Origin of the sequence: Methylobacterium sp. WL103 (assembly GCF_008039885.1) — a bacterium.
Classification (GTDB): domain Bacteria; phylum Pseudomonadota; class Alphaproteobacteria; order Rhizobiales; family Beijerinckiaceae; genus Methylobacterium; species Methylobacterium cerastii.
In genome coordinates this window covers 1-4,172 of record NZ_VRUX01000382.1, presented here as the reverse complement: position 1 = coordinate 4,172, position 4,172 = coordinate 1, and the positions used below count along the sequence as shown (strand labels likewise).

Genomic DNA, 4,172 nt, shown 5'->3' with positions numbered 1-4,172 from the left:
CCGCCGGAACGCCCCCTCGACATCGGCCCGCCGCCCGCGCAGCCGTGAGGGCTATCTACGTCTCAAGGAGACGCAATAGGCTTCGCACGTCTCTGCTTCTGGCGCCTTGATGTGCGCGCATCCCCTCGCTCCGCACGGATCTCGGGCTTGCCCGAGATCCGAACCTGCCTGCCGAAGTCGGGCAGGCCCGACTTCGGTGGGGGAGAGGGCTTTGCCGACCTCGTCGTCGGCAAAGCGGGGCGGCAGCCGACGGTGAGGGGGCGCGAACGGAGGAGCCTCCTCTGGAAGCTCCCCCTCACCGTCGCTTCGGCTGCGCCCTCGCTTCCCGGCTGCACCACGGGGTGCAGCCGGGCCTCTCCCCGCCTGCGGGGAGAGGGGGGAGCCGCGCGTCATACGAGGCTATGCGGAATCGGTGAATCGGGAACCTGGGAAGGAGGGACGTCTCCCGCTCAGGACAACGGATCCCTCGCCGAGCCGAACGCCGCCTCTCCCTCACGCCTCGCCCACCGCCGCCAACGCGAAGCCGTAGATCAGCGCCACCTCTTCGAGCCGGTCGAAGCGGCCGGCGGCGCCGCCGTGGCCGGCTTCCATGTTGGTGCGCAGCAGGACCGGGCCGCCGCCGGTCATGGTCGCGCGCAGGCGCGCCACCCATTTGGCCGGCTCCCAATAGGTCACCCGCGGGTCGGTGAGGCCGCCGAGCGCCAGGATCGCCGGGTAGGCCTTGGCCGCGACGTTGTCGTAGGGCGAGTACGACAGGATGGTCCGGAACGCCGCCTCGCTCTCGGCCGGGTTTCCCCATTCCGGCCATTCCGGCGGTGTCAGCGGCAGCTCGGCGTCGAGCATGGTGTTGAGCACGTCGACGAAGGGCACGTCGGCGACGATGCCGGCGAACAGCTCCGGGGCGAGGTTGGCCACCGCCCCCATCAGCATGCCGCCGGCGCTGCCGCCATGCGCCACGATCTTCTTTTCCGAGGTGTACCGTGCGTGGATCAAGGCACGGGCGCAGGCGACGAAGTCGGAGAAGGTGTTGGGCTTCTTCTCGCGCTTGCCGTCGAGGTACCAGCGCCAGCCCTTCTCGGTGCCGCCGCGGATGTGGGCGATGGCGTAGACGAAGCCGCGGTCGACGAGGCTCAGCAGGTTGGTGCGGAACGCCGCCGGCATCAGCGTGCCGTAGGCGCCGTAACCGTAGAGCAGAAGCGGCGCCGTCCCGTCGAGGACGAGGTCGCGCCGGTGCAGCAGCGAGATCGGCACCTGCGCCCCGTCCGGGGCGGTCGCGAACAGCCGCCGCGTGACGTAGTCCTCGGGCGCGTGCCCGCTCGGGATGGTCTGACGCTTGCGCAGGGCGCGGGAGCGGGTGGCGCAATCGTAGTCCCAGGTCTCCGTCGGCGTCGTCATCGAGGAATAGGCGAAGCGGATCGTCGCCGTCTCGAACTCGTAGCCGGGCTGGAGGCCCAGCGAGTAGGCCTCCTCCGCGAACGCCACCGCGTGCTCCTCGGCGGTCGCGAGGTCGCGCACGATGATCCGCGGCCGGGCGTTCTCGACCTCGAGGCGGACCAGGTGGCCGGCGAGCAGATGCAGGTGGCGGATCATGGTGCCGGCGCGGTGCGGCACCAGGTCGGCCCAGTGCCCCCGGCCCGGTTCGGCCACCGGGGTGGTGACGACCTTGAAGTCCTCGGCGCCGTCGGCGTTGGTGAGGATGTAGAGGTCCGCGCCGCGATGCTCGACCGAGTAGATCAGCAGCGGCTCGCGCGGCTGCACCACGCGCAGGCGCCCGTCCGGCGCGGCGCGGTCGAGGAGGTGGACCTCCGAGGTCTCGTGGTCGCTCGCGGTGATGGTGAGGTAGGCGCCCGACTGCGTCGCCCCGATGTGGACGAAGAACCCGGAATCGCGCTCGACGTAGACCGTGGCGTCGTCCGCCTGCTCGGTGCCGAGGCGGTGGTACATCACCCGCGCCGGCCGGTGGTTGGCGTCGACCGCGACGTACCAGAACCCGGCGCCGTCGGCCGACCAGACCGCCTCGCCGGAGGTCGCCTCGACGCGGTCGGCCGTGTCCGTCCCTGTCGCGAGGTCGCGCACCCGGATCGCGTGCAGCTCCGAGCCCTTGGTGTCGACGCCCCAGGCGAGGCGCGCATGGTCGTCGGAATGGGCGGCGCCTGCGATCTCGAAGAAGGCCAGGCCCTCGCCCTCCTTGTCGCCGTCGATCAGAATCTCTTCCGCCCCCGCGTCGTCGCCGGCCGCGGATGGGCGGCGGCAGACCAGGGGGTGCTGCCCGCCGTCGCGGTGGCGGGTGTAGTAGGCGAACGGCCCGTCCGGCGTCGGCACGCCGCTGTCGTCCTCGCGGATGCGCCCGCGCATCTCGGCGACCAACGTTTTGCGCAGCGGCGCCGCGCCGGCGAGCGCCGCCTCGGCGTAGGCGTTCTCGGACCTCAAGTAGTCGCCGATGTCGGCCGGCAGCGCCGACGGGTCCTTGAGGACGTCCTGCCAGTTCTCGGCCTTCAACCAGGCGTAGTCGTCCGACAGGGTGCGCCCGTGGACGACGAAGCTGTGCGGCCGGCGCTGCGCACGCGGCGCGTCGGAGGCGGGCGGGACGTGGGCCGTGTCGAACGCCATTGGAGATTTCCCGTGGAGAACCTGCGCGAACCTGGGCATGTGCCGTGCGGCCCAGCCCCGGACAAGGCCCGGCGTGCATTGGTCTCGCCCCGGCTTGGTGCCGGCCGCGTTGTCCTCCGCAGGTTCTGCAATCTGGGGTAGAGCCGAATCGGTGGGATGCTTCGCCCTTGAGTAGGCATCGCTTTAGCCGATTTCGTTAAGCTGAAATATCCTTCCGGATAGTTGACGTTGCGTATCCGAACTGTCGTCGAGCAACTTGCGGGCGATCTGCAAATATCCTAATGAGATGTCGTCGCGGGGAGGGGTCCCCGCATTTTACTCAGCACTTGCGGGCGGGCCGAACATTGCTGCGGGAATGCCCGCATCCTGGCGAGAGACGGCGGGGCCGACGGCCCGCGCCGCCCAAGACCCGTCGACAGCCTGAGCGTCCAGAGGACATGGCCGAACATGAACGACACTGAAACCACGGTCGACTACGTGGAACTCGCAGCCGACATCGTGTCGGCCTACGTCAGCAACAACCCGGTCCCCCCGGGCGAGCTGGCCCAGCTGATCACCCGTATCCACGCGTCGCTGATGCAGGTCGCCGGCGGACAGGCCGAGGCCGAGGCGCCCGCCGGCCCGCTGACCCCCGCCGTGCCGGTGAAGAAGTCCGTCACCGCCGACCACATCATCTGCCTGGAGGACGGCCGGACCTTCAAGTCGCTCAAGCGCCACCTGCGCGCCAAGTACGACATGAGCCCGGAGCAGTATCGCGCCAAGTGGGGCCTGCCGCCGGACTACCCGATGGTCGCGCCGAACTACGCCAAGGCCCGCTCCGACCTCGCCAAGGCGATCGGCCTCGGCCAGACCCGCTCGGGCAATTACGACGAAGCCGCCTGAGACCGCCATGCGGGGCGCCGGGGCACGGTTTCCCCGCGTCCCGCGCGATCTCGAGCGTCTTCCGTGATCTCCGGATCACGGAAGACGCTCTCTTTCGTCGTGCGGTCGCGTTTTCTTCACGCAAGCCGACATCCACGCGCTGGACAATGCGCGCGCTGGGCACGAACCTTGCGCGTCACCGTCCTGGTTCTGCGAGCGGTTTGTCCCCATGAGCGATGCCAAGATGTCGACCGACGCCGTTCCGACCGACGACCTCGGCAAGGCTAACGACGTCCTCGCCGAATGGGCCGCCCGCTCGGCCGCCGACAGCGACGCCCTGGTCGAGCGCCTCGCCGGGATGGGCTACGACGTCCGCGGCAAGTCCGAGGACGAGATCGCCGAGGTGCTGAAGCATCCGCCGGCGAAGCCCGGCGCCGACCCTGCACCCTAGGGTGCGTGACGCTCCACAGCGTCGTGGTCGTCAAGTCTTGATCTAGGACGATTTTCAGGACTCTCCTGTTTCCTTCGTCGTGACGAAGACCGTTCGCGTTGGGAACAAAACATGAACAAACCCTCTCAGGCTCGGACCGCTCGCCTGGCTCCTCGCCCCCTTGCCCGCCCGGTCGCCCTGCCGCCCGCGGAGGCCGCGATCGGGCGTGCCGGCGAGCGGCTGCTGGCGGCCTTGGCCGCCAGCAGCCGCT

The 4,172-nt window shown here is 69.9% G+C and carries 3 protein-coding genes; 2 read left to right on the top strand and 1 reads right to left on the bottom strand.

Going from position 1 to position 4,172, the window contains the following annotated elements; translation table 11 throughout:
* Positions 1-492 precede the first annotated feature (492 nt).
* A complete protein-coding gene (locus FV222_RS18890; protein WP_147764831.1) occupies positions 493-2,610 on the bottom strand; it encodes a S9 family peptidase in 2,118 nt (705 codons plus the stop codon).
* 447 nt (positions 2,611-3,057) lie between these two features.
* On the opposite strand from FV222_RS18890, the gene FV222_RS18885 reads away from it, so the two are divergent.
* On the top strand, positions 3,058-3,492 hold the full coding sequence (locus FV222_RS18885) for a MucR family transcriptional regulator (RefSeq protein ID WP_147764830.1): 435 nt from the start codon (positions 3,058-3,060) through the stop codon (positions 3,490-3,492).
* Positions 3,493-3,715: 223 nt separating this feature from the next.
* A complete protein-coding gene (locus FV222_RS18880; protein WP_147764837.1) occupies positions 3,716-3,922 on the top strand; it encodes a hypothetical protein in 207 nt (68 codons plus the stop codon).
* Positions 3,923-4,172: the final 250 nt, after the last annotated feature.